Annotated in this window: 32 protein-coding genes and 2 pseudogenes; 15 read left to right on the forward strand and 19 right to left on the reverse strand. The window is 64.1% G+C overall.

Annotated features, from left to right (window positions below; all coding sequences use genetic code 11):
• Window positions 1–214: 214 nt before the first annotated feature.
• Window positions 215–1,870, forward strand: coding sequence for a fumarate hydratase (locus RX329_RS15480; RefSeq protein WP_085349400.1), 1,656 nt, complete (start codon window positions 215–217; stop codon window positions 1,868–1,870).
• Window positions 1,871–1,929: 59 nt separating this feature from the next.
• On the opposite strand, the pseudogene RX329_RS15485 reads toward RX329_RS15480, so the two are convergent.
• The 7 genes and pseudogenes from RX329_RS15485 to RX329_RS15515 all read right to left on the reverse strand — a co-directional run bounded on the left by RX329_RS15485 (window position 1,930) and on the right by RX329_RS15515 (window position 7,329).
• Window positions 1,930–2,979: pseudogene (locus RX329_RS15485) on the reverse strand (DUF3616 domain-containing protein).
• Between the two features lie 87 nt (window positions 2,980–3,066).
• Window positions 3,067–3,987: an SH3 domain-containing protein gene (locus tag RX329_RS15490; protein WP_085349397.1), complete on the reverse strand. Its 921-nt coding sequence runs from the start codon at window positions 3,985–3,987 to the stop codon at window positions 3,067–3,069.
• Window positions 3,988–4,001: 14 nt separating this feature from the next.
• The gene (locus RX329_RS15495) at window positions 4,002–4,298 is read right to left on the reverse strand and encodes a hypothetical protein (RefSeq protein ID WP_007602176.1); all 297 of its coding nucleotides are present in this window, start codon (window positions 4,296–4,298) and stop codon (window positions 4,002–4,004) included.
• A gap of 104 nt (window positions 4,299–4,402) precedes the next feature.
• Window positions 4,403–4,957, reverse strand: coding sequence for an inner membrane-spanning protein YciB (locus RX329_RS15500; protein WP_085349396.1), 555 nt, complete (start codon window positions 4,955–4,957; stop codon window positions 4,403–4,405).
• 12 nt (window positions 4,958–4,969) lie between these two features.
• The gene (locus RX329_RS15505) at window positions 4,970–5,545 is read right to left on the reverse strand and encodes a hypothetical protein (protein ID WP_085349395.1); all 576 of its coding nucleotides are present in this window, start codon (window positions 5,543–5,545) and stop codon (window positions 4,970–4,972) included.
• A gap of 77 nt (window positions 5,546–5,622) precedes the next feature.
• Entirely contained in the window at window positions 5,623–5,892 is a 270-nt protein-coding gene (locus RX329_RS15510; protein WP_166517616.1) for a hypothetical protein, read from the reverse strand.
• Window positions 5,893–5,932: 40 nt separating this feature from the next.
• A pseudogene (locus RX329_RS15515) lies at window positions 5,933–7,329 on the reverse strand (carotenoid oxygenase family protein).
• A gap of 107 nt (window positions 7,330–7,436) precedes the next feature.
• On the opposite strand from RX329_RS15515, the gene RX329_RS15520 reads away from it, so the two are divergent.
• Window positions 7,437–8,162: a TetR/AcrR family transcriptional regulator gene (locus RX329_RS15520; RefSeq protein ID WP_085349392.1), complete on the forward strand. Its 726-nt coding sequence runs from the start codon at window positions 7,437–7,439 to the stop codon at window positions 8,160–8,162.
• A gap of 18 nt (window positions 8,163–8,180) precedes the next feature.
• Here the strand turns inward: RX329_RS15520 and RX329_RS15525 are convergent, their stop codons facing one another.
• Window positions 8,181–8,801, reverse strand: coding sequence for a hypothetical protein (locus RX329_RS15525; protein ID WP_085349391.1), 621 nt, complete (start codon window positions 8,799–8,801; stop codon window positions 8,181–8,183).
• Window positions 8,802–8,966: 165 nt separating this feature from the next.
• Here RX329_RS15525 and RX329_RS15530 point away from each other — a divergent pair, with 165 nt between their 5' ends.
• On the forward strand, window positions 8,967–9,527 hold the full coding sequence (locus RX329_RS15530) for an SET domain-containing protein (protein ID WP_085349431.1): 561 nt from the start codon (window positions 8,967–8,969) through the stop codon (window positions 9,525–9,527).
• 117 nt (window positions 9,528–9,644) lie between these two features.
• On the opposite strand, the gene RX329_RS15535 is transcribed toward RX329_RS15530, so the two are convergent.
• Both RX329_RS15535 and RX329_RS15540 read right to left on the reverse strand, forming a co-directional pair.
• On the reverse strand, window positions 9,645–10,043 hold the full coding sequence (locus tag RX329_RS15535; protein WP_085349390.1) for a hypothetical protein: 399 nt from the start codon (window positions 10,041–10,043) through the stop codon (window positions 9,645–9,647).
• Window positions 10,044–10,081: 38 nt separating this feature from the next.
• On the reverse strand, window positions 10,082–10,312 hold the full coding sequence (locus tag RX329_RS15540) for a hypothetical protein (RefSeq protein ID WP_026233166.1): 231 nt from the start codon (window positions 10,310–10,312) through the stop codon (window positions 10,082–10,084).
• Window positions 10,313–10,413: 101 nt separating this feature from the next.
• Here RX329_RS15540 and RX329_RS15545 point away from each other — a divergent pair, with 101 nt between their 5' ends.
• Together RX329_RS15545 and RX329_RS15550 are read left to right on the forward strand one after the other, a co-directional pair.
• Window positions 10,414–11,235: a helix-turn-helix domain-containing protein gene (locus tag RX329_RS15545; RefSeq protein ID WP_085349389.1), complete on the forward strand. Its 822-nt coding sequence runs from the start codon at window positions 10,414–10,416 to the stop codon at window positions 11,233–11,235.
• A 109-nt stretch (window positions 11,236–11,344) separates the two neighbouring features.
• On the forward strand, window positions 11,345–12,100 hold the full coding sequence (locus tag RX329_RS15550; protein WP_317246109.1) for a helix-turn-helix domain-containing protein: 756 nt from the start codon (window positions 11,345–11,347) through the stop codon (window positions 12,098–12,100).
• Here RX329_RS15550 and RX329_RS15555 read toward each other — a convergent pair.
• On the reverse strand, window positions 12,088–12,888 hold the full coding sequence (locus RX329_RS15555) for a thioesterase family protein (protein ID WP_317246110.1): 801 nt from the start codon (window positions 12,886–12,888) through the stop codon (window positions 12,088–12,090). The two genes, RX329_RS15550 and RX329_RS15555, sit on opposite strands and share 13 nt — an antisense overlap.
• Window positions 12,889–13,056: 168 nt before the next feature.
• Between RX329_RS15555 and RX329_RS15560 the strand changes: the two genes are divergently transcribed.
• Window positions 13,057–13,722, forward strand: coding sequence for a DsbA family oxidoreductase (locus tag RX329_RS15560; protein ID WP_085349430.1), 666 nt, complete (start codon window positions 13,057–13,059; stop codon window positions 13,720–13,722).
• 8 nt (window positions 13,723–13,730) lie between these two features.
• On the opposite strand, the gene RX329_RS15565 is transcribed toward RX329_RS15560, so the two are convergent.
• Window positions 13,731–14,894: a GNAT family N-acetyltransferase gene (locus RX329_RS15565; protein WP_085349386.1), complete on the reverse strand. Its 1,164-nt coding sequence runs from the start codon at window positions 14,892–14,894 to the stop codon at window positions 13,731–13,733.
• Window positions 14,895–15,065: 171 nt separating this feature from the next.
• Between RX329_RS15565 and RX329_RS15570 the strand changes: the two genes are divergently transcribed.
• Both RX329_RS15570 and RX329_RS15575 read left to right on the forward strand, forming a co-directional pair.
• Complete coding sequence (locus RX329_RS15570) at window positions 15,066–15,494, forward strand: YeeE/YedE family protein (protein WP_085349429.1); 429 nt, start codon at window positions 15,066–15,068, stop codon at window positions 15,492–15,494.
• Window positions 15,495–15,499: 5 nt separating this feature from the next.
• The gene (locus tag RX329_RS15575; RefSeq protein WP_085349385.1) at window positions 15,500–15,967 is read left to right on the forward strand and encodes a DUF6691 family protein; all 468 of its coding nucleotides are present in this window, start codon (window positions 15,500–15,502) and stop codon (window positions 15,965–15,967) included.
• A 57-nt stretch (window positions 15,968–16,024) separates the two neighbouring features.
• On the opposite strand, the gene RX329_RS15580 is transcribed toward RX329_RS15575, so the two are convergent.
• Window positions 16,025–16,354 carry a hypothetical protein gene (locus RX329_RS15580; protein WP_018456387.1) on the reverse strand — a complete coding sequence of 110 codons (330 nt, stop codon included), beginning with the start codon at window positions 16,352–16,354 and terminating at the stop codon, window positions 16,025–16,027.
• A gap of 110 nt (window positions 16,355–16,464) precedes the next feature.
• Window positions 16,465–16,869, reverse strand: a complete 405-nt coding sequence (locus RX329_RS15585; protein WP_085349384.1) for a hypothetical protein — start codon at window positions 16,867–16,869, stop codon at window positions 16,465–16,467.
• Between the two features lie 215 nt (window positions 16,870–17,084).
• Here RX329_RS15585 and RX329_RS15590 point away from each other — a divergent pair, with 215 nt between their 5' ends.
• Both RX329_RS15590 and RX329_RS15595 read left to right on the forward strand, forming a co-directional pair.
• Window positions 17,085–17,318 (forward strand): hypothetical protein, encoded by a 234-nt coding sequence (locus RX329_RS15590; RefSeq protein WP_018456385.1) that lies wholly within the window; start codon window positions 17,085–17,087, stop codon window positions 17,316–17,318.
• 33 nt (window positions 17,319–17,351) lie between these two features.
• Complete coding sequence (locus RX329_RS15595) at window positions 17,352–19,367, forward strand: pyrroloquinoline quinone-dependent dehydrogenase (RefSeq protein WP_094183438.1); 2,016 nt, start codon at window positions 17,352–17,354, stop codon at window positions 19,365–19,367.
• A gap of 46 nt (window positions 19,368–19,413) precedes the next feature.
• On the opposite strand, the gene RX329_RS15600 is transcribed toward RX329_RS15595, so the two are convergent.
• Window positions 19,414–19,656, reverse strand: a complete 243-nt coding sequence (locus tag RX329_RS15600; RefSeq protein ID WP_085384306.1) for a PilZ domain-containing protein — start codon at window positions 19,654–19,656, stop codon at window positions 19,414–19,416.
• 178 nt (window positions 19,657–19,834) lie between these two features.
• Here RX329_RS15600 and RX329_RS15605 point away from each other — a divergent pair, with 178 nt between their 5' ends.
• Entirely contained in the window at window positions 19,835–20,128 is a 294-nt protein-coding gene (locus RX329_RS15605) for an HdeA/HdeB family chaperone (RefSeq protein WP_085384333.1), read from the forward strand.
• 118 nt (window positions 20,129–20,246) lie between these two features.
• Here RX329_RS15605 and RX329_RS15610 read toward each other — a convergent pair whose 3' ends face one another.
• Window positions 20,247–20,711 (reverse strand): PaaI family thioesterase, encoded by a 465-nt coding sequence (locus tag RX329_RS15610; protein WP_018456381.1) that lies wholly within the window; start codon window positions 20,709–20,711, stop codon window positions 20,247–20,249.
• Window positions 20,712–21,071: 360 nt separating this feature from the next.
• Between RX329_RS15610 and RX329_RS15615 the strand changes: the two genes are divergently transcribed.
• Together RX329_RS15615 and RX329_RS15620 are read left to right on the forward strand one after the other, a co-directional pair.
• Complete coding sequence (locus RX329_RS15615; RefSeq protein ID WP_085349428.1) at window positions 21,072–21,383, forward strand: hypothetical protein; 312 nt, start codon at window positions 21,072–21,074, stop codon at window positions 21,381–21,383.
• Between the two features lie 105 nt (window positions 21,384–21,488).
• A complete protein-coding gene (locus RX329_RS15620; protein WP_085349380.1) occupies window positions 21,489–21,743 on the forward strand; it encodes a hypothetical protein in 255 nt (84 codons plus the stop codon).
• A 9-nt stretch (window positions 21,744–21,752) separates the two neighbouring features.
• Here the strand turns inward: RX329_RS15620 and RX329_RS15625 are convergent, their stop codons facing one another.
• On the reverse strand, window positions 21,753–21,986 hold the full coding sequence (locus RX329_RS15625; RefSeq protein ID WP_085349379.1) for a DUF6894 family protein: 234 nt from the start codon (window positions 21,984–21,986) through the stop codon (window positions 21,753–21,755).
• A 223-nt stretch (window positions 21,987–22,209) separates the two neighbouring features.
• The gene (locus RX329_RS15630; protein WP_085349427.1) at window positions 22,210–22,398 is read right to left on the reverse strand and encodes a hypothetical protein; all 189 of its coding nucleotides are present in this window, start codon (window positions 22,396–22,398) and stop codon (window positions 22,210–22,212) included.
• Window positions 22,399–22,696: 298 nt separating this feature from the next.
• Between RX329_RS15630 and RX329_RS15635 the strand changes: the two genes are divergently transcribed.
• Window positions 22,697–22,966: a DUF2798 domain-containing protein gene (locus RX329_RS15635; protein ID WP_085384304.1), complete on the forward strand. Its 270-nt coding sequence runs from the start codon at window positions 22,697–22,699 to the stop codon at window positions 22,964–22,966.
• 636 nt (window positions 22,967–23,602) lie between these two features.
• Here RX329_RS15635 and RX329_RS15640 read toward each other — a convergent pair.
• Complete coding sequence (locus RX329_RS15640) at window positions 23,603–23,770, reverse strand: hypothetical protein (protein ID WP_085349377.1); 168 nt, start codon at window positions 23,768–23,770, stop codon at window positions 23,603–23,605.
• Between the two features lie 258 nt (window positions 23,771–24,028).
• Between RX329_RS15640 and recA the strand changes: the two genes are divergently transcribed.
• Entirely contained in the window at window positions 24,029–25,117 is a 1,089-nt protein-coding gene (gene recA, locus RX329_RS15645; RefSeq protein ID WP_026233157.1) for a recombinase RecA, read from the forward strand.
• Window positions 25,118–25,127 lie beyond the last annotated feature (10 nt).

The raw sequence follows: 25,127 nt of genomic DNA on the forward strand, positions 1-25,127 counted from the left end.
TCGTCGGGCGCGTAGCGCAAGGGGTGCACCCAGGGTCTTCACCGGCATCATGAGAGCTTGGTGTCCGCCGACAGCCGCCGAAAATAGGTCGCCGTGTCGCCGAATCGGGATGCCCCGACCGCACCAGAGCGCCTTCCCTTTGCAGCAAAAAAGCTTAGAACGGTTCTATGAAAGGGGCCCATGCGAGGGCTCCAAAACCCCGAGATTCCCGCCCATGAACGCTCCTACCGCCTTTCCCGATCCCGCAAAGCCCGTTCCGCCCTACAAGCACACGCCGCTGTTTCCGCTGGGCAAGGACGAGACGCCCTACAAGAAGGTCTCGTCCGAGGGCGTCAGGGTCGAGAAGGTTTTGGGGAAGGACATGCTGGTGGTGTCCCGCGACGCGCTGCGGGCCCTGTCGGAAGCGGCCTTTGGCGACATCAACCACTATCTGCGACCGGGTCATCTGAAGCAGCTCCGCGCGATCCTGGAGGATGGCGAGGCGAGCCCGAACGACAAGTTCGTCGCGCTGGACTTCCTCAAGAACGCCAACATCGCTGCAGGCGGCGTGCTGCCGATGTGCCAGGACACCGGCACCGCGATCATAATGGGCAAGAAGGGTTGCAACGTCATCACCGATGGTGACGACGAGGCGGCACTGTCGGAAGGCGCGCGCGATGCTTACCTGCGCCGCAATCTGCGCTACTCGCAGGTCGCGCCGCTGTCGATGTACGAGGAGAAGAACACCGCCAACAACATGCCGGCGCAGTGCGAGATCTACGCCGAAGGCGATGACGCCTACAAGTTTATGTTCATGGCGAAGGGCGGTGGCTCCGCCAACAAGAGCTTCCTGTTCCAGGCGACGCCCTCGGTGCTGACCAAGGACCGGCTGCTCGCCTTCCTGAAGGAGAAGGTGTTGACGCTGGGCACCGCGGCGTGCCCGCCCTATCACCTCGCGATCGTCATCGGCGGCACCTCGGCCGAGCTCTGCATGAAGACGGTGAAGCTGGCGTCGGCTCGCTATCTCGACGCGCTGCCGACCCACGGCTCGCCCGACGGCAACGCGTTTCGCGATCTCGAGATGGAGCAGGAAATTCTGAAGATGACGCAGTCGCTCGGCGTCGGCGCGCAGTTCGGTGGAAAATATTTCTGCCACGACGTCCGCGTGATCCGCATGCCGCGTCATGGCGCCTCGCTCCCGATCGGGCTCGGCGTGTCCTGCTCGGCCGATCGCCAGGTGCTCGGCAAGATCACCAGGGAGGGCGTCTATCTCGAAGAGCTCGAGCACAACCCGGCGCAGTATCTGCCCGAGGTCGAGCAGTCGCTCGGCGGCGAGGTCGTCAAGATCGGCCTCAACCAGCCGATGAAGGATATCCTTGCCACGTTCTCGAAGTACCCGACCAAGACGCGGGTATCGATGACCGGCACCATGATCGTCGCGCGCGATTCCGCGCATGCCAAGCTGCGCGAGCGGCTCGACAAGGGCGAGCCGCTGCCGGACTATTTCAAGAACCATCCGGTCTATTACGCGGGCCCGGCCAAGACGCCCGAGGGCTATGCCTCCGGTGCGTTCGGCCCGACCACTGCGGGCCGTATGGATTCCTTTGTCGATCAGTTCCAGGCCGCCGGCGGCTCGATGGTGATGGTCGCCAAGGGCAACCGCGCGCCAGCCGTGCGTGAGGCCTGCAAGAAATATGGCGGCTTCTATCTCGGCTCCATCGGCGGCGCCGCGGCGAATCTTGCCGAGCACTGCATCAAGAAAGTCGAGGTGCTCGAATATCCCGAGCTCGGCATGGAAGCGATTTGGCGCATCGAGGTCGTCGACTTCCCGGCGTTCATCATCATCGACGACAAGGGCAATGACTTCTTCAAAGAGTTGAATCTCGGCTAGCCAGGTCCTGCGTCCTTCCGCCGGTTCTTGGACCGGCGGAGGATTTACGCAGCCTGCGCTCAGCGCTTTATGCTGAACGATACAGCGCCGCCATTTTCCACGCTGTCGAACATGACGAGGGCGCGAATGCTGGCTGAGTCTTCCTCGAGGGGAAGTAGAATCTCCGCTTTGGCGTCCGCTGTGACGGTGCTGAGGTCGAGCGTTGCCAACGGCTTTGCCGTCTTGCTGCTGCCGTCCCACAACCAAATTGTATAGGAAACCTTTTCATTCCGCGTCGGGCCTGCGAGAAGCAAGATGCCGTCGTTCACCGCGGCAAGGTCCCGGATCCCGGTATTTTCCCCGAGTTCTAACGGGATCTAGTCCGGCTTGAGGTCGTCGGCCTTTGTGAACAGTGCTCCCGCATCGACGCTGAGCACATAGGCTTGCTTGTCGAGCGACGGTCCTCGCAGCCCGAAGTACATGCGTCCGTTCCTGACCGCGATCCCTTCGATATTGACGCCGCCCTCCGCAAGAGGCTTGTTGAATTTCGCTTTTACATATTTGTCGTTTTCAATAACCTCGCGCATCCGCGGGCTCGCCTCCACGCCATCGACCTTCTTAGCGTTGGGTTCGGTCTTGGGAATACCGTTTTGCGGATCCACAGCGATCCGAAACACGACGTAGCTCGACAGGTTCTCCTTGTCTTTCTTGCGGCTGCGGCCGTGCGAGCCGGTCACATAGAAGAAACCCTTTTCGTAGGCGACGCCTTCGGCATCGGGATCCTTGTCTTCATCGGAAAGCCGGATGAGCTTCCGTGGAACGAGGACGTTTCCTTCGATCGAGAAGAACTGCGCGTATTTCTTCTCATCATTGGCAATCAGGCACGACGTGAATTTTGGTGTCGTCGGCACGCACGCCGCGCCGCTCAGATTCATGCGCGGCTGATCCTCGAACTTGTCGTCCTTGTCTTCCTTCTCAAAGATCGAGGCAGGCTTCCAGGCAGTCGCCTCCGGCGAAATCTTCGGCGGCAACGGTTCGCCGCGGCCGGCCGACGCCGTAGCTGCCAGCACAATGCAAACGAAGGCGGCGGTCAGTGATCGATGAAATGAAAGCGTGTCGTTGTGCGGCATTTTTCCCTCCCGCGTGCAATGCTTAACTACAACCCTGAATTGTTAAGAAGGCAAGGGCGGCGACTGTCGCGGAGCGGGATTTTCTCGTCAGCTACAATTCGTGACCTGGTTGGAGCACAGCCCGCGCCACCAGCCGCGGACGCCGTCCTGGCTCTCGACCAAGCCCCAGAGGCCGCTGCAGGCAAAGATGTGCTTCGGTCCGCCGTCGGTGTCGATCGCGCCGCCGAGCTCGCGCTGGGCGGGCGTCCATTTCGCATCGACGAAGGGTGCTTGGAACAGGCCGCCCATGCGTGTCGCGCCATTGGCGTAGGACGCGCCGACCTTGTTGGAGGCGACCCAGCCGCGTCCAGCATAGGGCTTTGGCGCGCTGCGCGGATATTTCTTGTCGTCCTCGTGGTCCTTGCCCGGCGGCTTGGCGCCTTCGATCAGAAACCAGCCGTTCTTGAAGCCGATGATGCGGAATTCGGTAAGCCAGCCGCCATCCGGCGTATTCTCGCTGCCGCCGAGCTTGAGCCGGTAGGGCGGCGGAAGCGTGCCGAGCACACGCGCCTTGATCGATGGTTCGGCACGCACGTTGAGGCCATCAGGATCCTTGTCGACGGACCATGCGCCGAAATCGCAGGGCTCGGTACCGTCGGGAAGCGTTGAGCGCCTGGCGGCGAGATCGGCATGCAGCTTTGCGAAGTCGGTGTCGTCGTTGTCAGAATCGGGCCCGCTACGCGGCTTCAATTCGGCCGAGATTGCGCGCGTCGCATCCGGCGTCAGCGCGACCACGAGAGCCTGGCGCGTGGCGAACACGCTTGCAGGTGACTTCGGATCGTTCGACGAGATCGGATAGACGGCGAGGTAGCCCGTCGGCCCTTCGGTTCGATAGGCCGTGCCGGCGACATAGCCGGCCGGTAGCATGGCGAGCGCGCTTGCCCGCCACGCCGGTTCGGCGTCGTCCGCGCTAGCCGCTTGTGTCGCGACACACAGGATCGTCGCCGCGATGAGACCGAGCGCGCGCACCGTTGCCGCGCGGCTTAGGCGCGCGTGCCGGTGAACGGGAAGCTGCCCATCGGGCCGATGCCCATCTCACCGCTCATGCTGTCGCCGGAGACGGTTCCGATGAATTCGAGCGTCAAGGGCATCGGATTGGTGATCGAGACCTTCCAGTTGACGGCATCGCCGCTGACGGTGCCATCGAAAATCTCGGCTGTATCGCCTTCCGCGCCCTGCGTCCCCGTGAGCGTGCCGCCGGCAGCCGTCAGGCTCAGCGTCGCCTTGCGCTCGCCCATGGGGGTCGTCAGGGTCAGAGTCCAGTTGCCGTCGACGGCCATTCGCGTCTCCCAAGATCCCGGCGGACCGCGACGATCCGCGGGCCAGTCCCGGCCGAGCGTATAGCGCAACTCGCCGCTCGCGCCTAACGCTCCGTTGGAGGCATTTAGGCGCGGGCGGCGGCGCGTCGTCGGCTGGTGACGATGAGGCGAAGCACGACGTATTGCACGGCGAAGGCGAGGATCTTGGCGCCGCCCGCGACCACCGTGATGTAGAACGCCCACAGCTTCAGATCGCCTGTGGAGGCGACGGCGATCATGCCGGCGCCGATTACGAACATCAGCGCGGCCCAGGCATAACCTGCAGCCGTCACATATTCCGGAACGGTCTCGACGACGATCGGCGGCATGTAGCGCAGCATCCAGCCCCGCTTGAGCATGATGGCGCCGATCGCGAAATGCGCGATCGAGGGCTTTGCGAGCATGAAGCGGGGATCGTTGGTCAGCAGCGTGACCGTGCCGAGCACGACGACGAGCGCGACGCTCGCATAGGTCATGTAATTGAGCTGCTGCCCCTTGACGCGCGCGTAGATCACCTGCGCGATCGCTCCGGCAATCGCCACCGACGTTGCCAGGACGACGTTGTCGGTGATGATGTAGATGACCAGGAAGACGATGGCAGAGAAGAGGTCGGAGGCGAGGCGGGCGAATACGTCCTTCATCGTCGATCCTGTTCAGCGGGAGTTGGACATTGGGCTGGCCGGCGCACCGTACTTGATCTGCCGATATTCGGGATACCATTTTGTGAAATAGATCGCGCTGTTGCGGGCGGCGAAGGCGACCGCAAGGCTCGACCAGAGCGGCAGGCCGGGGACATAGAGCAGCACGAGATTGGTGGCCGCCATCAGCAGCGCAGCCGCGGTCCAAGCGCCCGTGATGACGTAATTGGCATAGAGAAAGCCGGGCATTGCCGCGGTCTCGGCCGGCACGGATTCGACCGCGTATTGCAGCGTGAAGGGACGCCGGACCAGCATCGAGCCGAGCGAGATGACGAAGATGCCGATGTCGACCGACAGCTTGACACCGAGCGTGCCAAGCGCCGGGTCGAACAGCGCGAGGTGGAGGCCGATTGCGGCGAATAGCAGCGCCGAGCCCATAGCCAGGATCTTCAGCGAGCGACCGCGCACGACATCGATCGCCACGGTGGCCAGACAGGTTGCCGAGGCTACGATTACGCTGATCGTGGCAGACGTCATCAGCATCAGGAAAGTGAAGGCGCCGTAGGGCGCGAGGATCAGGAAAATCGCCATGGTTCGCCTCGGTCAGGCCTTATCTTTACGGTGTAAAGATCAATATGTCAGGAGCGAGGCGGGGTCAAGTAGAATCTTTACAGTGTCAAAATGACGTAAGCGACTTCCAAAAATTGGATTGCTGCAACGGCTTGGTCGGCCATCTCATCAATGAAGCCGGCCCAGGACAGGTGCGGCAGCACAGGTAACGCACAGGCGATCGAGAGGACGAAGGCGAGCAAGATACCGCCGTTGAAGATGGTTTGGCCGCTCCGCCGCGGCCGGATCATCGGGAGCGTGATCCCGGCGCAGATCAGGAACAGGATCAGGACAGCGAGGCGGTCCGCGGTGATCGAGGGCATATGCACGAGAGACCTTTTGGTGACATCAGCGATGTCGAGAGGAGAGCTACCGCGCGCCGACCCAATTGCCGTGAAAACCGTCGGGCACGCGATGGCCGAGCTGCACCAGCGCGACGGGGCCGGCCTCGACATCCTTGGCATTGAACACGGCGAGGTCGCTGCGGTTTTCCCGCGCGCGCCAGACCACCGCCAGCAGCCAGCCGTCGCCTTCCGCCGCATCTTTCGACCGCTCGACGAAGACCGGCTCGGAAATGGTGTCGCCGGCCGGCAGCGGATAATGGCCGAGGCGCGTTCCATTGCCATCGACATGGACGACGCCGGACAGCGCGCCGAACATCGGCAGCTTCGGATTGGCGCAGGCGTACCAGCCGTGACGGCTCTTCAATCCGGCGCGGCGGTCGTCGATGCGCGGGAATTCGCCGGTGAGATCGTCGAGATAGGTCTGCTGGAAGCGGTCGGTCTTCCCGGCAAGATCGAAGGTCCAGCGGCAGTGGCGAGCGAAGGATTTCTCGGGATTGGTGGGCGTGCAGTCGGGATGCGTAAATAGTGGTGCTTCCTCGAACTGCATGACGTCCGCGATGATGCGGTCACCGTCCTCCCAAGCATTCATGACGTGGAAGACGTAGCAGGCTTCAGCACGAAACCAGACGATGTCCTTCGCGCTGCCCTTGCGCTTGATCACGCCGACATAGGCGCCCTTGTCCGGCTCCCAGGCATAGGGCGGCCGCCCGCTGATCGCGCGCTCCATGCTGCCGGTGACGGGCAGGATCGGAAACAGCACGTGGTTCTCGGTGACGATGAAGTCGTGCACCATGCTGGCATAGGGCGCCTCGAAACGTTCGAAGCGCGTCGCCTTGCCGGACGCGTCGATCGAGCCGTAGGAGAGGGCAGGCGTCAGCGGACCCGCGGCGTTGAAGCCGAAGAACACCAGCTCGCCGGTGACGGGATCGATCTTCGGGTGCGCGGTGAGCTGCCGGCGACACGGCCCTGATAATTGTGATAGCCGCGGGTTGCGAGCGTGCCCGGATCGATCTCAGTCGGCAGATGGGCTTCTTCCAGCGCAAGCAGCTTGCCGGCATGGAAGATGATGTTGGTGTTGGCGACGCCGCCGTCGGTGAGGTCTTGCGGCGCATCCGGCAGCTTGCGGCCGAAGCCCCCGAACAACGCGCGGCCGGCATCGTGCTCGGCCAGCCATTTCGGCGTACGGACCCAGCGATTGCGATGGCTGGCGCGGCCGTTCTCGAGGTGAAAGGCGTGCAGCATGCCGTCGCCGACGAACCAGTGCGCGCCGGGCGAGTCGAACTGCGGATTGGGGCCGTTGCGAAAGAGCGTGCCGTTCAGTTCGCGCGGCAATTCACCGATGATTTTCAGGAAGGGCGCGTCGGCCTCAAACGGAATCGGACCTAGGTTGTGGCGGCGTTCGGCAACGGCGTCCTGCTGCACGGCGTATCCCTTCCTTATCTTTACATCGTAAAGATCAAAGAGCCGTACGAGGGGTTTTGGTCAAGTGAAATCTTTACACTGTCAATATTGCGTCCTATAGCTGGCCCATGGGCAAGAGTGAGATCAGGACAGAAACCGCGCGCGGTGGGCGCATTTCGAAGAAGGCGAGCGCGCCGGCGCGTTCCGCGCGACGACCGGCGAGCGTCAAGTCCGAGGCGCCCTATCACCACGGCGCGCTGCGCGAGGCGCTGCTCCAGGCCGCCGAACGGGTGCTGGAGCGTGACGGGCTTGCCGGCCTGACATTGCGCGCGGTGGCGCGCGAGGCGGGCGTCTCGCATGCCGCGCCCACCCATCATTTCGGTGACCTCACCGGGCTTCTCAGCGAGCTCGCGGCGGTCGGCTTCCGCCAGTTCAATGCGGCGATGGCGTCGTCCTCTGACACCGCCACCACCCCGCTTGAGCACGCGCTGGCGCGGCCGAAAGCCTATGTTGCCTATGCCCAGGCTCATCCCGGCATGTACGGCATCATGTTCCGCACCGAGCGCCTCGACTATTCCAGGCCGTCGCTGCACGAGGCCGCCGAGGCGTCCTTTGCGGGACTCGCCAATGCCGTCGGCATGATGCGGCAGGAGCAGATCCGCGGCGACGCGCTGACGCTCAATCAGGGCGCTGCGATCGCGCGCGCCTGGTCGATGGTGCACGGTTTTACGATGCTGCTGCTCGATGGACGGCTGGAGGATATTCTGGGGCGTCTGCCCGAGGGCACGACTCCCGAACGCCTGCTCGAGGCCATGCTGATGTCGCCCGTGACGGGGAAGCCGCCGGGCCCCTGATCGATTGCCGGCGAGCGCCTAGCGCATCGTCGCGAGCTCGACCGCGCGGCCGCGTGCGCCTATGATTTTCACCTCGTCCTTGCCGCAGGTAAAGCTGCGGGCGAACTCGTCCGCGGCCTTGCGCGCGAGCTCATTGGCGTTCGGGTTGGCGATCGCGTCGACATAGGCGACGTGGCAGACGGGGCCGGGTGGCAGCCGGGTCACGATGAGCATGGCCTTGGTGTTCGGCCGCCCCTGCTTGTCGGGATCGGTGCCATCGGCGATGTGCCAGCGTTGGATCATCGCAAACGGCTTGGCCCCAGCGGTGCGCCATTCGACGGTGGTTTCGGACGAGTTGAACGGAGCGAACCAGACTTTAGCCGCCGGTTCCTCGGCCGCGGCCTCGCGATTGCGGCCGACGGAGACGATTTCGCGAAGATCGTCTTCGGCGATCAGGACCACGAGGCCATCCTTGCCCTTGCAGACCCGCGTGGTGCTGCCGTCGAGCTCGCTGGGCTTTCCGATCTGGCGGCAATCCTTCGGGGCCGTCGAGGTATATTGGCTGCCCACGGATCGGGCGTCGGCGCGGTCGAGAGCACTGCACATCAGCAACATGGCCAAGGGCAATATGGCCAAGCCTGCGGTGGTGATGCGGAACATGACGACGCCTTTGATCGAGTGGGAACTCCGTACCATCAGACGTCTTGATTGTGGGCAAGGTTCAAACGGGGTCAACAGACACCTGACAGCGGCGCGGAATCGTTCTAGAAGAGCGGCTTCGCTTGGGCTCTTTCAGCCTCGTTCGCGTCCTCGTTTTTCGTGATCATGCCAGCCACCTCGTCCAACAAACCTTATCGCGTCGGCCGCTCGAAAACCGGGCTCGGCCTCTTCGCCACCAAGCCGATCAAGAAGGGCACTCGGATCATCCGTTATTACGGACCGATCCTGGACTCCCGGATTCCCGAGCACGACGACATCGAGAACAAATACCTGTTCGAGCTCAACGGTCGCTGGACCATTGACGGCTCCGTGCGCAAGAACCTCGCGCGCTACATCAACCATTCGTGCCGGCCCAACGCCGAATCCGACGTGCGGCCGCGCGAGCGCAAGGTTTTCATCCGCGCCATCAAGAACATCGCGCCGGGCGACGAGATCAATTACGACTACGGCACCGATTATTTCAAAGCCTACCTGAAGCCGATCGGCTGCAAGTGCGAATCTTGCGAGAAGAAGCGCAAGAAGCTGCGCGCCGAGGCGCGGGCCGAACGCGCCAAGGTGAAGGCGCGCGCGGAGCGCAAAGCCGAGAACGCGAGCGTGAAGTCCGCCAAAAAGAAGAAGCTTAATGGTCATGCCGTCGGCAAGGCGAAGGGCCGCGCGCGGGCCTAGCCTGAGTTCGAGCTTCTGGCATAACTGTCATGCCCCGCGAAAGCGGGGCATCGACGACTACCTCTGGAATACTGGGTCGCCCGGTCAAGCCGGGCAACGACAGCGAGTGATGTGGCCTCAGGCAGCCAGCACACTCCCGCTCCTGCGCAATCCCACATATTGCAGTTCGGCAAACACGCCGGTCGCGATCGCCTGCGCCACGACCATGAGCTCGCCGGCAAGGTTCGGCGACACCGCGCCCGAGAGCAGCAGCGCAATGCTGCCGGCGGTCCAGGCCGCGTTGCCGACCACGACCAGCAGCACGAGCGGCTTTGCCACGGAGGCGCGTGAGGCGAGCCAGCCGACCAGCGCCGTGTAGGCGATCAGGAACAGGCCGGTCTCGCGCAGCAGCGCTTCGGGTAGGTTGAACAGCGAGGCGAACGCGCTGGCGCCGAACGTGAAACCGAGAGCGGCCACGCCGCTGAAGATCGCGTCGGCAAGAAGCGCGCGGCGAAGGAAAGTGGATGCGTCGATCATCGTGGGTCTCCATGGTTGGGGTGGGCTCGAGGTGAAACTCAGTGCAATCCACGCCACCAGGCGCGGAGCAGGCGGGCGAGGCGGAACGGGCAGAGGCTCCTGCCGACGCTGTGCTCGAAGGCCGTGACCTGCGCGACGACGTAGTCGCCGGTCGAATGCACCAGCGGCTCCGGCATGTTGAGGCTGCGCGCCAGCATCCGGGTTGCGAGCGCCATGGCCCAGGGAACTAGCTGGTCTGTGACGGTCCGGTAGAGCAGCAATGCGATCATGGTCGTCTCCTGTTGCGACCCAAGATGCGCCGGCCCGAGCCCCAATTCGATTACCTCCGACGTAATGGAAGGGCCGAAATCTGCGTGCTAGGTTTTTGACCATGAACGCACATGCATCCACCGCACAGGCCGAACGCAGCCAGCCGGTCCATATCGGCGACCATTTGCGCGAATGGCGGCAGCGCCGCCGCATGAGCCAGCTCGATCTCGCCGGTGAGGCCGAAATCTCGGCGCGGCATTTGAGCTTCGTCGAGACCGGCCGCGCCGCGCCCTCGCGCGACATGGTGCTCAGACTCGCCGACCGTCTCGACGTGCCACTGCGCGAACGCAACGTGCTGCTGGTCGCCGCCGGCTATGCCCCGGCCTTTCCGCAACGCACGCTGGAGGATCCCGCCTTGAAATCAGCCCGCCAGGCGATCGACCTCGTCCTCAGGGCGCATGAGCCGAATCCGGCGTTGGCCTATGACCGGCACTGGAATCTGGTCTCCGCCAACCGCATGCTGGCGCCGCTGCTCGCCGGCATCCCGCAGCGGCTGCTCGGTCAGCCCTTCAACGTGCTGAGGCTTGCCTTCCATCCCGAGGCGCTGGCGCCGCGCACGGTCAATCTCGCGGAATGGTGCGGACATCTCCTGGAGCGGCTGCACCGGCAATGCGAGGCCACGGCCGATCCCGAGCTGATCAAGCTGTATAACGACTTGAAGAGTTATCCGATCCCGGCGCGCGCGGCGCCGCTGTCGAGCGACAATGTCGCGATCCCCTTCAAGCTGCGCCACGAGGGGGAGATACTAAGTTTCTTCTCCACCACCATGGTATTCGGTACGCCCGTCGACATCACGCTGTCGGAGCTGGCTCTGGAAACCTTCTTCCCGGCCGACGAGCGCACTGCCGAGCGGCTGAAGCAGATGGCGGCTGGCTTGCAGTAGTGCCGTTTACAGGAGCCGGTGGCGCTCGCATAATCCCCGGATGGACACACGCTCGTCCCGGCCATTACGGTCGGCCAATCCGGTCGGCGACCTTTTGCGCGGCTGGCGCATGCGCCGTGCATTGAGCCAGGCGGAGCTGGCGTTCGAGGCCGGCATTTCGATCAAGCATCTGAGCTATGTCGAGACCGGCAAGTCGGCGGCAAGCCGGGAGATCCTCCTGCAGCTCGCGACCGCCCTCGGTTTGTCGCTGCGTGATCGCAATGCGCTGCTGGAGGCCGGGGGTTTCGCGCGACTATACGGCGAGCGCGATCTTTCAGCGCCGGAGCTTGCCGACGCGCGGCGCGCGATCGATCTTCTGCTCCGGCGGCACGAACCGTTTCCCGCGATCGTGACCGATCGGCGCTGGAACGTGATGGAGGCCAACTGCGCCGCGTCGCGGCTGATGACGATGCTGCTTGGGCAAGAACGCATGCAGCGGCCGCTCAATCACATGCGCATGTTCCTCGCGCCGGACGAGCTCAAGCCGTTCGTCGAGAATTGGCCCATCGTCGCGACCGCGTTGTTGTCGCGTGCGCGGCACGAAGCGATGGCTGCACCGCTCGACGAGGCCCTGCAATCGACGTGGCGCGAATTGACGCGGCTGCCGGAGCTTCCCGCACTCAGGATCGAGGACAACGTCGCGCCGGGGCCGCTCTGCGAAGTGCGCTTACGAACGGGCGACGCCCGCATCGGTCTGATCGGTGCGGTGCTGACGCTCGGGACCCCGCAAGACGTGACGCTTCAGGAGCTTCGCGTTGAAATGTTCATGCCGGCGGATGCCGTGTCCGAGGCCACTCTGATCGCGCTTGCGGCTCAGGAGGCCTGAGCTCGCTCGGCGTCGCGGCGCTCAAAGCTCATGGCTTGCATCACCTCCGCAAACGGACCTTTGAGATCGCTCAGTGTCGCCATGGTCAGGCCCGCGCCGTTGGTGCCGACGCGCGTGGCGGCGCGGATCAGGATCCATTCGCTCTCCGGCGGTCGGAAGAAGTAGAGGCTGATCTCGGGATTGATAAAGGTCCAGTTGCGCATGTCGACGATCTGCGCAACGCCGCTCGAAAAGTCCGCGGCCTGCACCGCTTGGAGCAGTGGTGTGTTCGGTTCGCCCTCGACCAGGGGTGCATCAAGTCGCATCCAGGCGGCGGCCGGGCCGGGCTTCTCCAGCGCGCCCTCGATCAGCCGCACCGACACGTTCTGGAAATACCGGCTCCATTTCTGCGCGAAGGCCGCCGGTGCTGCGCCTGTCTCAGGCGTCTTGTCGATAGTCGCGGGCCTGGCGAAGGGATCGACGGGCGATTCTCCGCTCGGCGCCGTCAAGAGCGCCGTGCAACGGGCGATCTCGGTCTCTCCGTCCATCAGCCGCACCTGGGCGGTCTTGGCCTTGCGGCCGTCGCGCAACAATTCGGTGGTGGTCTGGAAGACGCGCAGGCCCGCCGGTCGCCACAGGTCGAAGGTCAGGCGCCGCACCGCGAAGCCGGATTCGGTGGCGAGACGGTCGATGTCGCGGGTCATCAGGGCGGTGGTGGCGCTTCCCTGCAACATGTCAGGCGACCACGGGCCGCCGGCATGCTCCGTAGCCCGGAACTGCTGGCCTTCCGGCTTGGAAATAGCGGTCATCGCGGTTTCCCCTCGTGCTTGATCGTGGCCGCGAGTATCGGGTCGGGTGAGGCCTGTCACAATAACCGCAGAGGTGAAGTCGTGAGCCATGCAGGACCGGTGCCTTGCGCCGCCTCCGGTTCGGTTTATCTTCCGACGAACCCGTACCGTCCGAAGGAGACGTCCGACATGAGCACGTTGAAACCGCTTCAGATCGACGTCGTTTCCGACGTGGTGTGCCCCTGGTGCTATATCGGCAAGCACCGGATCGAGAGTGCGCTGGCGCTGGTGCCCGATGTTCCGGTCAAGCTCAATTTCCGTCCCTTCTTCCTCAATCCCTGGGTGCCGTCCGAGGGCATCAGCCGGGAGGAGTATCTCACCAAGAAGTTCGGCTCGGTCGAGGCCTACAAGGGCATTGCGGGACGCGTCGTTGCGGCCGCGGGCGAAGAGGGGCTCGTCTATCGGCCCGAGCTTGTCGCGCGTCAGCCCAACACCACCGACTGCCACCGCTTGATCCTGTGGGCCGAGGCGATCGGCAAGGCGCCCGAGATGAAGCAGCGCCTGATGGAGCTCTACTTCCGCGACGGCGGCGACCTCACCGATTTGAACGTGCTTGTGCAGGCGGCTGCCGATGTCGGCCTCGATGCCGACGACGTGCGCCGGCGCCTCGCCACCGACGAGGACGTCGCGCGCGTATCGGCGGACGCGCAGGAAGCCGCCGAGAAAGGCATCTCCGGCGTGCCGACCTACGTGTTCGCGCAAAAATACGCCGTCTCCGGCGCGCAGGATCCCAACATGCTCGCGCGCGCCATCCGCGAGGTCTCGGCGGAGATCAACGCCCAGGCGGCGGAGTAGGAGCCATCCTATTTACGAAGCAGGCGAACTGCGCGACGCGCCGCCGCGTAGGCGATGCCGTGCGCCGCGAGCGCTCCGTGAACCAGCGCCACGATGGGGTCGTTCCGCCGCAACGGTATCAGCACGTCGCCGACGGCGAAGCGCCCGCGCCAGATCGGATTGATCATGGGGTGATCGGCGCTCGCCGTGGAATCCGCGCTGGCGATGGCTGGATCGGCGCAGAGGCGGCGGGTGAGCTCGAGCGTGAGCTGCACGCCCGGCGAATATCTTGCAAAGCGCTCGTCGATGCCGAGCTTGAAGAAGAAAGCGCGATCCTGGTGGCGCAGCACGATGCCGGCGGCCACCGGCGTCGCGCCGGCGCGAAGGGTGACGATCTCGCATTGCCCGGTTTCTGCCAGCGCGGAAACGGCGCGGCGGATGAAGGTTGCATCGCCGGCATGCTGGACCAGCGCGGTTCCGCGCTTCCCCTTCCAGCCGCTGGCTTCGAGCTGCAAAAATGTCTCGAGCGCCGGCCCGATCTCGTCGGGGCTGCGCGCGACGTCGAACACGATTGCGCCGTGTTCTTCGAGGCGATGCCGTTGGCGGCGTAGCTCCTTGAGCTTTTTGGTGCCGAGCGCGTCGCGTAGCAGCGTCTCACCGTCCTGGGTCGCGTCCAGGCTGGCGCGGATGTAGGAGTTGAGGAGGCGCGGCTTCAGGCCGTCGCGATTCAGAACCTGGCTGAGGGCGGTCATTGCCGCCCCATCGAGCGCGACATCGTTCAGCACGAGCGCATGCGCCCCGGTTGCGCGGGCCTGCTGCACCAGGCGCGCCGCTGCCTCGATCGGGGCATCGCGGTCGATCAGCGGGCTGCACAGCGTACCATAGGGATGCGCGCTCACCAGCGCGGGCAGGGGGATCTTCCATGCCCGCCAGAGCGAGATCACCGGCATCAGCCCGATCAGCCGCGATCCATCGTATGCGGAAAGCGCCGAGGCATCGGTGCGGCCGCGCGCGGTTGCACTGACAGCGAGCTCCCAGCCCGGCAGGTAATATCCGTTCGGCTCGATCGCGCGCTGCGCGAGTGTGCGCCACTGGCCGGGTTCAATCGCCGTGAGCGGGACGCGCGCGCGCGCCGTCGCGGCATGCTTTGCCGATGCCGGATTGATCGCAGCCTGGTGCGCGATATCGACCACGTCCCGTCGTCCCCGTTCAGGAGGCCATGCTTAGCGCAAAGATTGGAAAATACAGTTGGGACACCGTCTCAATTCGAGTGGTAATATTAACGTTTCGTTGAGCATCCGGCCGCGAGCCGGCCGGATGCGCCGATGGATACGCCAGAATTGCTCTCGACCCGGAGGATCATCATGGTCGCCACATCTTTTACGCCGATTGCGTCGCTCCTTGGCGGCGCGTTGATCGGCCTGTCCGCCGTGCTGCTGATGTGGACGACGGGACGGATCGCCGGGGTCAGCGGTATCGCGGCGCGGCTGTTTCCGCCTTACGAGGATCGGCAATTCGCCGGCCGGCTCGCCTTCGTCGCGGGCCTTATCGTCGCGCCCGTTCTGGTGCGCCTTGTCACGGGAGGCCTGCCGGCGCAAACGATCGGCGCCGGAACGCCGCTTCTGATCGTCGCGGGATTGCTCACCGGCTTCGGCGCGGTGTGGGGCAGCGGCTGCACCTCGGGCCACGGCGTCTGTGGCTTGTCGCGGTTGTCGGCGCGATCGCTGGTCGCGACCATGACCTTCATGGCGGCCGGCATGGCGACCGTATTCGTGATGCGGCACTGGAGCTGACCGCGATGACAATCCTCATTCAATTCGGGATCGGTGTGGTCTTTGGGCTTGGCCTCATCGTCTCAGGTATGTCGAACCCGGCAAAGGTCCTGAATTTCCTGGACGTTGGCGGCATCCCGGCAGGAACGTGGGACGCAAGCCTCGCATTCGTGATGGCTGGCGCGGTCGCGGTGACCTTCATCGGCTTCAGCCGCGTCCTGAAATTGGCGCGGCCTGTCTTCGCCGATCGCTTCTATGTCCCAACGCGAAAAGACATCGATCCGAGGATTATCGCCGGTCCCGCCATCTTCGGTATCGGCTGGGGCCTTGTAGGCTTTTGCCCAGGCCCGGCGTTGACCGCGCTCGGATTTGGCTCGGCCTCCGCCTTCATCTTCGTCGCCGCGATGTGTGCCGGCATGGTGCTCGCCCGCTTCATCGCGCAGCTCTCGTCGGCAACGCGTATTGTCACGCCGGGAAAACCGCTCGAGATCTGACATGGACAAGACCGGGCGAGTTATCTCGTCCGGTCCTGCATTTCATGACTTCATCGACTACCAGCGATCGCCGACACCAACGCCAACACTGACGCCGGGTGCGCGGATGCCGACGCCGCCGCGCGGACCATCGTCCCAGTCGCGATAGGTGCGGCGCTCATAGTAGCGGTCACGCGGCATCGTCGCGTAGGAGTCGCGCACGATCACACGCGAGCCGCCGCGGGTGCGATAGCAATTGCCGGAATCGTCGCAGACCAGCCGCACTTGCTGGACGAGATCGGGGCTGGTGTATTCGCTGGTCGTATAGACGTCGGCGGCCTTCGCGCCGCTCACCGCTGCCAAGGCTCCGACGCCAGCCAGCAACGCAATCGTGAATGTCCTCATCATGTCCTCCTCGAAACTGCCCTCGGCGGTAACAAGAAGGGGAGGCCATGATCGTTCCGGCAAAATTACAGGTTTTTCCCGGAACCGGATCGGACGTCGGCTTGATCCGTTTCCTAGATCGGCTCGTAGCTTTCCGATCCGCAGATGTCGTCCGCTTCGGCGCGGCGGCGATCGACCACCTTTCCGCCTGATATGGTCACGATGTAGGTCTGTGGCCCGAGCGGCGATCCGGTCGCCGAGGTGAGCTGCGCGCGGACGCAAGCTGTCCAGCCCGGTCCTCGTACCTCACGATGGGGTGTGGCGACATGCACCTCACGCGGATAGGACGTGCTGAGGAAGACGACTTCGATCTGCTCGCGCACGACGCGTTTGACGTCGGGGGGCGATTCGGGCGGCGGCTGCTCGGCCTCCTTCATGCGCATGAACTCGGGCACCGGTGCGCGGCTGTCGGCAAACCCGCAGGCCCCGAGCGCGAGCGCGCTGCCTAGCAGCGCGGCATGAGCAATAATCCGTAACATCCGTGAAGGTCCCCTGCGGGCCAAAACATAGGCACGAATGCGATCCGACGAAGACCCGGCCGATCAAAATTTGCTGAAGCCAGAATTCCTTGGAGCCAGGATTCTTGGAGCCAAGATTTCCTGAAGCCAACATTTCCTGAAGCCCTGCAGCCCGCGGCATTGGCTATTCCATAATTGCCGGCTAGTTTGTACCCCAGACGAGGGGGATTGCGCCCATGAGGATTTTGGTCATAGCGGCCGCCGTGCTTGCGCTGGCGGTTGCCTCCGCGCAGGCGCAGATGGGCGGTGGCAGGCGTCAGCCTAACGAGGGCGGCCAGAAGGCGGACAACAAGCCCAAGGTAGACGAGAAGGCCTACAAGGCCGCACTCGAGCGCATTCCCGAGTCCAAGGAGAAGTACGATCCGTGGAGCGGGGCGCGTCCGCCTGAACCTGGCAAGAAGCCGAAATAGGTGAGGCGGGCCTTGGCGACCCGCTCCTGCTATTTGGCCGCTCTCATCACGCTCCTCTTGTTTTCGTCGCGGCCAGGCATCGCCTGGGAGAGCTGGGGTGGCGATCCCGGTGGCTCGCGCTTCTCGCCATTGCGAGAGATCACGCCCGACAATGTCGGCAACCTGGTTCGGGCCTTCGAATTCCACACGGGCGATCTCGCGGCGCGGCCGCCCGGGGTGATGCGGCGAACCAAATTCCAGGCGACGCCGCTGTTCGTCGAGGACAGCCTGGTCTTCTGCTCGCCTTTCAACGAGGTGATCGCGCTCGATCCCGGTACGGGCGCGCAGAAATGGCGTTACGATCCCAGGATCGCGATGAACCAGCGTCCCGCCAACCGCTACGTCTGCCGCGGCGTCACTTACTGGATCGACGATGAGGCGCCTGTAGATGCGGCATGTCGATCGCGTATCTTCATGGGCACCAACGATGTTCGCCTGATCGCGCTCGATGCGAAGACGGGAATCCCCTGTGCCGGCTTCGGCGAGGGCGGTGAGGTCAGGCCCGACATTGGCATGAAGCTGGAATGGCCGGGCGAATTCCAGATCACCTCGCCGCCGGCGGTCGGCCGCGGGGTCGTCGTGGTCGGCTCCGCGATTGGCGACAACCGCCGCGTCGACGCGCCGAGCGGTGTGGTGCGTGCGTTCGATGCGCGTAGCGGTCAGCCGCGCTGGACGTTCGAGCCGCTCAAGCGCGACGGCATCGAAGCCGGTCACGCCAATGTCTGGGCGCCGATGTCGGTCGACGCGGCGCGCGGACTGGTATTCCTGCCGACGTCCTCGCCGTCGCCGGATTTCTGGGGCGGCAAGCGGCCGGGCAACAACGAGCATGCCAATTCGGTGGTCGCGCTGCGCATCGAGACGGGTGAGCTCGTATGGGCATTCCAAACCGTGCATCACGACGTCTGGGATTACGATCTGTCGGCGCAACCGACGCTCACGCGCATCGACACCGGCGATGGTCAGCGCGATGTCGTGATCCAGCCGACCAAGCAAGGCTTTGTCTTCGTGCTCGATCGCGACACCGGCAAGCCGGTATGGGCGGTCGAGGAGCGCAGCGTCCCGCAGGGGGCCGCGGAAGGCGAACGGCTGTCGCCCACGCAGCCATTCCCGACGCATGTGCCGCCTCTGATGTCACAAAAAATCTCGACTGAGGATGCGCTCTCGCTCATTCCTAGCCTGCGTCGCTCAGCTTGCGAGAAGGAGTTTGCGGAGGCACGCAACGAGGGCCTGTACACGCCCCCCTCAACCCAAGGCACGCTGGAGTTTCCGTTCACCGGCGGCGGCGTCAACTGGGGCAGTGCGGCCTTCGATCCCGTCAACCAGGTCCTCTATGCCAACACCAGCCGGGCCGTTCATCTCATCAAGCTGATTCCGCGGGCGGAGACGGTCGGATTCGATCCTCCGCCCGGTCATGATTTCGGCCAGCAGACGGGTGCGCCGTTTGCGATGTCGCGTGCGGTGGCAATGTCTCCGCTCGGGCTTCTTTGCAACAAGCCGCCCTGGGGCGAGATGGTCGCGGTCGATCTGAAGGCCGGCAAGATCCTCTGGCGTTCGACGGTCGGCACCACCGAGGATCTCGCCCCGCTCGGCGTGCCGCTGCCGTGGGGTGCGCCGCTCGTCAACGGGCTCGCGGTCACGGCAGGCGGGCTCGTCTTCACCGGAGCGATGGACGCCTATTTGCGCGCCTTCGATGCGCGCAGCGGCAGGGAGCTGTGGCAGGGTCGGCTGCCCGTGCCCGGCGTCGCCAATCCCATGACCTATCTCTGGAAGGGCGAGCAGTATGTCGCGATCGGCGCCGGCGGCCACTCCGAGGCAGGCACCTCGATCGGCGACAGCTTCGTTGCGTTTCGCCTGGCACGGCCGGGCGAGGGGCCGTCGCTGTGGTCGCGTACGATCGATCGCCCCGGTGGACGATTTTTTGCGGCATCATCGGCGATCGCGCTCGCGATCGTCGCGCTCGTGGTTGCAAGCCTGGGCTGGCGTCGCCGACGTCGTGTCGCGCGAACATGACGCAGCGTCGCGCGCGCGATGCGAATGATCGTTCACATCGTATGCACTACTGTACGAAAGCGAGGCCGATGCGCCTGTCGCTACGCCAGACAGGGCGGCATTTCCGCACGAAATTGTCGCGCGCGATCGCGAGCGTGAACGATTGCGGCAATGTGACGAGGGCATCGAGGTCGATTGCGGCGCCGTCCGCCGACATGTTTCGCACCGTGCACGTGATGCCGCTGTTTTCAAAGGTGATCTTTCCACCCTTGAAAACACGGTGACGCTGCGCAGCACGCTTCTCGATCATCCGCGTTAATCCATAATGATCTTTGTGAAGTAGTGCATAGAAATTACGTTGAACTAAACTCAATACTGGCGCTACTTGCACAGCGCTTCAGATTTCGTTTACGACGTCGAAGCGGAAGTCACTCCGCGGATTTCCCCAAGCCGTTCCTTTGTGGCGCTACGCGCCGATGGAGATATTGATGAAGACCACGTTTTCGCTTCTGTTCGCCGCAGCGCTCTCGCTCTCGTCCATGCCCGCCCACGCCACCAAGCTCGATCTCGCGACCATGAGCTGCAAGCAGTTCCTGGAGAGCGGCGACGACACCATCAAGATGGTGCTGACCTGGATGGACGGCTGGTACAAGGGCGACGAAGAGAATGCGATCATCGACACCAACGTATTCGTCGAGAACGCCAAGCAGTTCGGCAGCTATTGCGGAAAAAATCCCAACGTCAGCATTGTCACCGCGGCTGACGAAGTGCTCGGCAAGTAATTTCTGCCGCGTGTCGGCACGACGCGCGATCACAACCGCGCTTCCCGTCTCGACATGACGCCATTGAGAGCCGCGGCGCGCTTTGCGCTCCACGCGGCTTTCTTCTTTCGGATGATGCTCATCCCGGCAGCATCGCGAACGCACTCGACACCATCGCCACCGGCTTGTTGTCGGTGGCCGAGAGCAGCGTGACCCGGCCAAAGCTCATGGTGCGTCCGAGTCGCACCACGCGGGCGTCGGCCAGTACGTCCGACGAGGAGACGGCGCGCATGAAATGCGTGGTCTGGTCGACCGTCGTCATCGGACGATAGCCGCGGTTGGCGGCGAGGTTCGCGATCACCATCGCGGTGTCGGCGAGCGCCATCAGCGCCTGGCCGCAGACCACACCACCGTTGCGGCACAGCCGCTCCGAGAACGGCATGCGCAGGAGCGCTGCCGGCTGCCAGTCCGGCACGTCCGGCGGCGGCAGGTGATCGATGCGCTCGACCGACAGGTTGAGATCCTGGACCCAGGGCGCAAAGACTTCGCCGAGGATGCGTCGGGCCTCACTGATGCCGAACTCGGCTTCTGGCTGCGATGGCATTGCTGTCGTTCCCTCCTGTATTGCCGGATGTTCGGCATTTCGAGCGGACCGGCGCGGCAAAGTCGCCGGTCTGCCGCGGGTCCCGTCGGCTTGAAAATGCCTGACTTCGCCCGGTATGATGCCATGGAGTGGGTATGGGTGGGTGATGTTGCGTAGGTATGTCCTCGTGTTTTGTCTGGCCGGGCTCGGCCTGTTGCTGAACGGGTGCACTAAGTGCGGCCCGATCTGGGACGACTGGCTCCACGCGCCGAAATCGTGCAGATCGGACCGGCTCTAGCGGGCCGAGCGGCCCCTGCGGTTGTGGCAGGGGTGACAAGGCGCGGGCGACCCGCGCCGCCATGGATGATCAAGGAGTCAATGATGAAGCTTTTCCGTATGGCCGCGGTGCTGGCTGTTCTGGCGGGACCGACCGTGCTGGCGGGACCGGCTTATGCGCAAATGCCCAATCTCAATTTGCTGCAGGAGGGGCCTGGCAAGACCCCCGAGGAGAAGGCCGCGGAGGCCGAGCGTGACAGGGCCTACAAGGAAACGCTGAAGAAGATTCCAGACTCCAAGGCGTCCAACGATCCCTGGGGTGGCATGCGCTCCGACCCGCCGAAGGCGTCGGCGGCGCCAAAGGCGTCGGCCGCAACCGGTGCGCCGAAGAAGAAGTCCGGCACGACTGCCAATTGACCTTCCGCCCGATCGGCGGCGGTTGATGCCTCCGGCCGGGACTCCTCTTTGATCGGCCTGCTTCCTACATTGCGCGGGAGTGTATCGCGTCGAGGAGAGCAGAACATGGCCGATCGTCCGCGGGATCTCGCCGAGCGGATGGCGCGCCGGCGCAAGATGGGCGGCAAGCCCGGCCCGAGGGCCGGCGACGGCTATCTGCGCGAGACCTTCACGCTGCCGCGCGCGGCGGCACGGGAGAGGGCGCAGGCTTTCTTCGCCCGCTACCCCAAGGCCGGCTATATGAGCGCGGTCGAGACCTGGCGCGAGCTGCCCGGCGGCGACATTGAATTCACGATGCGGCGGCTGCCCAGCGCGGATTAGGGCCGGCCCCTATTCGAAGGTTTCGGATGTGATGCGGATCCGGAACACGGGCTCCTTGGCCTCGTCCAGCAGCTCCATGTTCCATTCGGAATTTTCCTGGAGCTTGCGGGCGATGCCGGCGGCCATGTCGGCGCAGACGCTTGTCATCTCCCTCCAGGCCAAATCGCGATCGGCAAATTCCGACGCCTGGTCGGCACAGCCGGAATAGCGGCCGTTCCGGATTCGAAAGAAGTAGAGCGGCATGGTTCGCACCGATCGCGCCTGATGGCTCCGTCCCCTCGGCCATAATCGCGGGCAGTCCAATCCCAAACCAGCGGCAGATCAATTCCGGGCGGCTACGGAATAGCCCCATGGGCGCGGCTTGCGCCCTGCAAGCCATGCTGCGCTCCGCAAGTCATGCTGCGCTCAAGTCATGGCGGCTGCGGCGCGCCGGGGCGCATGCCGCCGACGATCTCGGTCCGGCCGTTCAGGCGGTTTTGCGCCCGATCGCCTTCAGCTCCCGATCGATGCGCAGCTGCACCCGTCGGATCGCCAAGAGATCGATCTTGGTCTCGGTCCTGCCGGTCTTGATCTGCTCGCCGATGCGGAACTGCCACTGCCAGATGCCGGGAATTGCCGTCTTGGCGACGGTGAACTCGATGCCCCTGTGATTCATGGCCATCTCCCACGATTCACTTCCATCACTGAGAACATGCTGGGCGGCATAATATTCCAAGGGAAAGCCAAACCTGTCGGTAAGCCCCGGATCGCTCACGGCTATCGCGCAAACGCACGTGCTCCGGAACATACGAAATCGAAATTCGAAAGACGTCGGCCGCGCGCGTCGGCGCGAGACCTCATGCCCGTGGTTCTCCGGCCAAGAACAGAGTTCCGAGAATGGGTAAGGGCGACTTCCGGAACGCGGCGGCATGTGCCTTGCTTGGCCCGATGCGGCTAAGCAACATGGACGCGTCATGCCGGGCATTCCCCGCCGCTATTCTCATTTCGTGTTCGGAATCATCCAGTCCGGACTGACCTCGCTGATCGCCGCGGGCATCGCCAGCTTTCCCGCAGGGAACGCGCTGGACTTCCTGGCGCACTGGATGGTGTCGTGGCTGATCGCATGGGCGGCGATGCTGCCGATCGTGCTGCTCGCAGCGCCGGCGATCCGCGCCTTCTCGCTGCGGCTGACGCAGGAGGAGGGCGGTTCGCAAACCGGCCGGCCGGCAAGAAAATCAGCTTGAAAATCGGAATGAAAAAACCCCGCTTGGGAGAACCAAGCGGGGAGAAGGTTATTGGAGGCTGAGGTGCTGGGCTGCAACACCATAGCCGGGCGACCCTAGCCGGTTCAGCTTACGACAGCCTGACAAGGCCCAATGATGGCAGCAAAAGCCGGAGCGCGGGGGCCGCAGACTGGCCCCGCACCGGTCCCAATTTCGACATCCGTTCGCACAACTCAGGACACAACCGCAGGCGAGATTTCGCGGCGACGGTGCTGCCATGGGGGAAACGTGGCGTGCCGGCAACGGGGTGGCATCATGGACAACGTAGAGCGGTCATTCGCCGCCGCGACGGCGGCTGGCTTCGTCGTGCTGGTAATCGGCATCGGGTTGCTGGTTCTGCTGTAGGCGCTGTTGGGTGCGGAAGATGGCTCCGAGGGTGGAAAGGCCCGTGCGCGCCTTTCAAAAACGCGAAAACAACCCCATGCACAGTAGCGTGCCTACAAATTCCCCGCCCAATCAATGGCTTACTGGTAGTATTTAGATACCATATCGGCTCGGATTTGCCTTTCACGGCCATCCGAATCCCGATTCCCGTGCCGATTCCCTGAGATCAACGGGCGGCCGCTCCGGCACCGTCGCCAGCGCGGGCCCAGCGGCCTAATGAACCTTGATCGCGTCCAGCGGCAAACGGAGTTCGGCGGCACGCTCTTCGCGGTCTTTCTTGCGGAACTCGTTTTCCTTGCGCTCGAACTTGCTCAGCTCCTCCCGCGCCGCCTCCAGCAGCGGAGTGCGCCGGATCGTATCGTGATGCGTGTTGTCCGTCATGACTGAAGTCCCCAGAGTTGCGGTCTCGTCCAAGAGCTATCCAGGAGAAGGCCGCAGACCGCGAAAGGTTCGGTGCCGGACGATTGCGGAATTCTGACGGCGCACAGCGCATCCGTCTTTGATGCGCTTCAGGCAGCCAAAATCGTAAAAGAACATATTGCGAACCTAGAACAAATAGGGTACATTGCTTTTATCGCCGCGCCGCCTCGCCAATCGTTTGTCCCTCACGCGAATCCTCGTCATAAGGAGCACGACCCGATGTCCACCACTGCCCTGCGTATCGTCGAAGGATCCTCCATGGACAAGAGTAAAGCTCTCGCCGCCGCGCTCTCCCAGATCGAGCGTCAGTTCGGCAAGGGCTCGGTGATGAAGCTTGGCAAGAACGACCGTTCGATGGATGTCGAGGCGGTCTCTTCGGGCTCGTTGGGGCTTGATATCGCGCTCGGGATCGGCGGCCTGCCGAAGGGGCGCGTTGTGGAGATCTACGGGCCGGAATCCTCGGGCAAGACCACGCTGGCACTGCACACGGTGGCGGAAGGGCAGAAGAAGGGCGGCATCTGCGCCTTCATCGACGCCGAGCACGCGCTCGACCCGGTCTATGCGCGCAAGCTGGGCGTCAATATCGACGAGCTCCTGATCTCCCAGCCGGACACCGGCGAGCAGGCGCTGGAAATCTGCGACACGCTGGTGCGCTCCGGCGCGGTCGACGTGCTGGTGATCGATTCGGTCGCGGCGCTGGTGCCGAAGGCCGAGCTCGAGGGCGAGATGGGCGATGCGCTGCCGGGTCTGCAGGCGCGTCTGATGAGCCAGGCGCTGCGCAAGCTGACGGCGTCCATCAACAAGTCCAATACGATGGTGATCTTCATCAACCAGATCCGCATGAAGATCGGCGTGATGTACGGCTCGCCGGAGACCACCACCGGCGGCAACGCGCTGAAATTCTATGCTTCCGTCCGCCTCGACATCCGCCGCATCGGCGCGATCAAGGAGCGTGACGAAGTGGTCGGCAACACCACGCGCGTCAAGGTCGTCAAGAACAAGCTGGCGCCGCCGTTCAAGCAGGTCGAGTTCGACATCATGTACGGCGAGGGCGTCTCCAAGATGGGCGAGATCCTCGATCTCGGCGTCAAGGCCGGCATCGTCGAAAAATCCGGCGCATGGTTCTCCTACGACAGCCAGCGTCTTGGCCAGGGCCGCGAGAATTCGAAAGCGTTCCTGAAGGCCAACCCCGACATCACCGCCAAGATCGAGACCTCGATCCGCCAGAACTCCGGCCTGATCGCCGAGCAGATTCTCGCCGGCAGCCCCGAGCGTGACGCCGACGGCGAGGAGCCGGCGGACGAGTAAGCTTCAGCAG

This window comes from Bradyrhizobium sp. BWC-3-1 (genome assembly GCF_032917965.1).
Taxonomy (GTDB): domain Bacteria; phylum Pseudomonadota; class Alphaproteobacteria; order Rhizobiales; family Xanthobacteraceae; genus Bradyrhizobium; species Bradyrhizobium canariense_D.

What these genes read in the sequence shown, in the direction of transcription:
- RX329_RS15590 (WP_018456385.1), top strand. Translation starts at nt 17,085, where the DNA reads ATGAGGATTTTGGTCATAGCGGCCGCCGTGCTTGCGCTGGCGGTTGCC.
- RX329_RS15495 (WP_007602176.1), bottom strand. Translation starts at nt 4,298, where the DNA reads ATGGCCGTCGACGGCAACTGGACTCTGACCCTGACGACCCCCATGGGC.
- RX329_RS15620 (WP_085349380.1), top strand. Translation starts at nt 21,489, where the DNA reads ATGGCCGATCGTCCGCGGGATCTCGCCGAGCGGATGGCGCGCCGGCGC.
- RX329_RS15635 (WP_085384304.1), top strand. Translation starts at nt 22,697, where the DNA reads ATGCCGGGCATTCCCCGCCGCTATTCTCATTTCGTGTTCGGAATCATC.
- RX329_RS15600 (WP_085384306.1), bottom strand. Translation starts at nt 19,656, where the DNA reads ATGATCGAGAAGCGTGCTGCGCAGCGTCACCGTGTTTTCAAGGGTGGA.
- RX329_RS15610 (WP_018456381.1), bottom strand. Translation starts at nt 20,711, where the DNA reads ATGCCATCGCAGCCAGAAGCCGAGTTCGGCATCAGTGAGGCCCGACGC.
- RX329_RS15585 (WP_085349384.1), bottom strand. Translation starts at nt 16,869, where the DNA reads ATGTTACGGATTATTGCTCATGCCGCGCTGCTAGGCAGCGCGCTCGCG.
- RX329_RS15540 (WP_026233166.1), bottom strand. Translation starts at nt 10,312, where the DNA reads ATGATCGCATTGCTGCTCTACCGGACCGTCACAGACCAGCTAGTTCCC.
- RX329_RS15530 (WP_085349431.1), top strand. Translation starts at nt 8,967, where the DNA reads ATGCCAGCCACCTCGTCCAACAAACCTTATCGCGTCGGCCGCTCGAAA.
- RX329_RS15550 (WP_317246109.1), top strand. Translation starts at nt 11,345, where the DNA reads ATGCGCCGTGCATTGAGCCAGGCGGAGCTGGCGTTCGAGGCCGGCATT.
- RX329_RS15500 (WP_085349396.1), bottom strand. Translation starts at nt 4,957, where the DNA reads ATGAAGGACGTATTCGCCCGCCTCGCCTCCGACCTCTTCTCTGCCATC.
- RX329_RS15605 (WP_085384333.1), top strand. Translation starts at nt 19,835, where the DNA reads ATGAAGACCACGTTTTCGCTTCTGTTCGCCGCAGCGCTCTCGCTCTCG.
- RX329_RS15505 (WP_085349395.1), bottom strand. Translation starts at nt 5,545, where the DNA reads ATGGCGATTTTCCTGATCCTCGCGCCCTACGGCGCCTTCACTTTCCTG.
- RX329_RS15525 (WP_085349391.1), bottom strand. Translation starts at nt 8,801, where the DNA reads ATGTTCCGCATCACCACCGCAGGCTTGGCCATATTGCCCTTGGCCATG.
- RX329_RS15640 (WP_085349377.1), bottom strand. Translation starts at nt 23,770, where the DNA reads ATGACGGACAACACGCATCACGATACGATCCGGCGCACTCCGCTGCTG.
- RX329_RS15555 (WP_317246110.1), bottom strand. Translation starts at nt 12,888, where the DNA reads ATGACCGCTATTTCCAAGCCGGAAGGCCAGCAGTTCCGGGCTACGGAG.
- RX329_RS15615 (WP_085349428.1), top strand. Translation starts at nt 21,072, where the DNA reads ATGAAGCTTTTCCGTATGGCCGCGGTGCTGGCTGTTCTGGCGGGACCG.
- RX329_RS15535 (WP_085349390.1), bottom strand. Translation starts at nt 10,043, where the DNA reads ATGATCGACGCATCCACTTTCCTTCGCCGCGCGCTTCTTGCCGACGCG.
- RX329_RS15570 (WP_085349429.1), top strand. Translation starts at nt 15,066, where the DNA reads ATGGTCGCCACATCTTTTACGCCGATTGCGTCGCTCCTTGGCGGCGCG.
- RX329_RS15480 (WP_085349400.1), top strand. Translation starts at nt 215, where the DNA reads ATGAACGCTCCTACCGCCTTTCCCGATCCCGCAAAGCCCGTTCCGCCC.
- RX329_RS15575 (WP_085349385.1), top strand. Translation starts at nt 15,500, where the DNA reads ATGACAATCCTCATTCAATTCGGGATCGGTGTGGTCTTTGGGCTTGGC.
- recA (WP_026233157.1), top strand. Translation starts at nt 24,029, where the DNA reads ATGTCCACCACTGCCCTGCGTATCGTCGAAGGATCCTCCATGGACAAG.
- RX329_RS15520 (WP_085349392.1), top strand. Translation starts at nt 7,437, where the DNA reads ATGGGCAAGAGTGAGATCAGGACAGAAACCGCGCGCGGTGGGCGCATT.
- RX329_RS15560 (WP_085349430.1), top strand. Translation starts at nt 13,057, where the DNA reads ATGAGCACGTTGAAACCGCTTCAGATCGACGTCGTTTCCGACGTGGTG.
- RX329_RS15545 (WP_085349389.1), top strand. Translation starts at nt 10,414, where the DNA reads ATGAACGCACATGCATCCACCGCACAGGCCGAACGCAGCCAGCCGGTC.
- RX329_RS15630 (WP_085349427.1), bottom strand. Translation starts at nt 22,398, where the DNA reads ATGAATCACAGGGGCATCGAGTTCACCGTCGCCAAGACGGCAATTCCC.
- RX329_RS15625 (WP_085349379.1), bottom strand. Translation starts at nt 21,986, where the DNA reads ATGCCGCTCTACTTCTTTCGAATCCGGAACGGCCGCTATTCCGGCTGT.
- RX329_RS15580 (WP_018456387.1), bottom strand. Translation starts at nt 16,354, where the DNA reads ATGATGAGGACATTCACGATTGCGTTGCTGGCTGGCGTCGGAGCCTTG.